This window comes from Synechococcus sp. R3-13 (assembly GCF_047462195.1).
GTDB lineage: Bacteria > Cyanobacteriota > Cyanobacteriia > Thermostichales > Thermostichaceae > Thermostichus.
The window spans coordinates 1-2,149 of sequence record NZ_JANSIO010000108.1; the positions used below are offsets into that span (position 1 = coordinate 1).

At 56.3% G+C, this 2,149-nt stretch carries 3 protein-coding genes; all 3 read left to right on the forward strand.

The annotated features are described in order from the left end of the window. Positions 1-148 precede the first annotated feature (148 nt). Positions 149-601 (forward strand): hypothetical protein, encoded by a 453-nt coding sequence (locus NW856_RS03675; RefSeq protein WP_414358508.1) that lies wholly within the window; start codon positions 149-151, stop codon positions 599-601. 162 nt (positions 602-763) lie between these two features. Next, positions 764-1,159: a hypothetical protein gene (locus NW856_RS03680; protein ID WP_414399148.1), complete on the forward strand. Its 396-nt coding sequence runs from the start codon at positions 764-766 to the stop codon at positions 1,157-1,159. Between the two features lie 12 nt (positions 1,160-1,171). Beyond that, the gene (locus NW856_RS03685; RefSeq protein ID WP_414399149.1) at positions 1,172-2,095 is read left to right on the forward strand and encodes a fructosamine kinase family protein; all 924 of its coding nucleotides are present in this window, start codon (positions 1,172-1,174) and stop codon (positions 2,093-2,095) included. Positions 2,096-2,149: the final 54 nt, after the last annotated feature.

Here is a 2,149-nt window from a genome sequence, read left to right on the forward strand (position 1 = left end):
CCTCAAGGGCGGGGCTTCAGACCCAGTTTTTTGGTGAGCGACAACCTGGTTAGGGTGGACTTGGTGGAGCTAACGCAACCCGGCTTACTGGCAGTAATGCTAAGAAATGTTAAGCTAAGAGCTTAGATCCCGAACCGAGGTAGGCCCCATGGAATCCCTTTACGCCGGCGGCAACTTTTCTGATCCCTTCGCCAATCCCCCCATTTACTCTGCCATTGCCCTGCTCAGCTTTTTTGCCGTTATCTTTGGCATCCTTTTCAAGGACAAGTTGGAATACCAGGTAGCCCTTTGGCAGCTCAACCGGGATAGCCAAGCCCAAATTCGCTATCGCACTCCTGGGGTGATCCTCACCTACAGTCTCTGCTGCTTGTTTACCTTTGGCTTTGTGGCTGCGTGTTTGAATGTGTTTGGCCTGCCTATGGCTCTGGCCGCCTGCGTCGGTGGGATCCTAGTGTTGGGCACGGCAGGCTTGGTGTGGTGGCAGTTGGGATCCCTGCTGGCTCTGTTGGCTACGGGCGGCTCCCAGGCCATAGATATTGACTCTTACGGGGCAGGAGCCGTTTTGGATCCTGAGGCAGCAGCACCTACTGAAGGGGAATAGGAGCTGGGCCACCCCAATTGACCAAGGATTTCGGCGCTGCCATGGCAAGCCTGCAAACGTTCATTCTGGAATGAACTTGAGCAAGGCTGACAAGACAAACGACACGATGAAGCAGAGTGCTCTGCTGCCATAATGGCTTCAAGCCCCGCTGCTCTCTTTCCCATGAACGAAACTGCCCAGCCCGATCTCAGAGATCTCATCCTCGCCCTGGATCGGAAGATCGACCTGCAATTTACAGAAATGCGGGGCGAGATCCGCCAGGTGGAAACAAGGCTGCAAGGGGAGATCAAGCGGCTGGAAGAGCGGGTTGACGGGGTGGCGGTCAAGCTGAACGAAAGGATTAACAGCGTCGAGGTCAAGCTCACCGAGAAAATCGATGGCATTGAGGCCCAGTTGAACGAAAGGATCAACGGGATGGAAGGCAAACTGAGCGAGAAGATGGACGGGATTGGCAAGCGCTTGGACAACCAGGAGTTCATCAGCCGAGGGGCAATTATTACCCTAGTGGGTGGTGTGCTTACAGGTCTGATTAAGTACCTGTTTTTCTCCGACAATTGACTTTGGCTGCTGATGCAAACTCTTTGGCAAACCATCGCCCAGCACCTTGCGGAAGCGACAGGGGATCCCTTACGGCCCCTGCAGTATCGTTCTGTGGGCGGGGGCAGCATCAACGCCACCTATCGGTTTTCTTGCGCTTCCCAAAACCCTCTTGCAGAAGGGGCAAGAGACTACTTTGTCAAATTGGCCCGTGGGGGAGAAAGAGCGCTGGAGATGTTTGCAGCGGAAGCTGCGGGCTTGCAAACCCTAGCGGCTGCCCAGGCCATTCGCGTGCCCCAGCCCATCATCTGGGGATCCGTAGGAGAGCAGGCCTACTTGGTGCTGGAATACCTGGAGCTAACCTCGCCCCGTCCGCACACTGCGGGTTTGTTGGGATCCCAGTTGGCCCAGTTGCACCGCACCCTATCCCCCAACGGCAGCTACGGCTGGGAGCGGGACAACACCATCGGCTCCACGCCGCAGATCAACAGTTGGCGGCAGAATTGGCCGGATTTTTATCGGGAACAGCGGCTGCTCTACCAGGTGAAATTGGCTTGCCAACAGGGGTATCGCGGCACGTGGGTGGCCCAAGCCGAACGGGTAATGGCGGAGCTGGAAGCCTTTTTTCAGGACTACAGGCCAGAACCCGCTCTGTTGCATGGAGATCTGTGGGGCGGCAACTACGGGGCCTTGGCCGATGGATCCCCGGTGATTTTCGATCCGGCCACCTACTACGGGGATCGAGAGACGGATCTGGCGATGACAGAACTGTTTGGCGGCTTTCCGCCGGAGTTCTATCGGGCTTATCAGCAGACCTATCCTTTGGATAAGGGATATCCTCACCGCAAGCCCCTCTACCAGCTCTACCACTGGCTCAACCATCTCAACCTGTTTGGAGAGGGCTACCTAGGCTCGGTGCAGCGGGCTTTGCAGCAGTGTTTGCAATTTCTTGGATAAATCGTATGGTTGTTCAGGTTAAGATGAGACGCCTGGGCTACTGCTCGCGCCAGC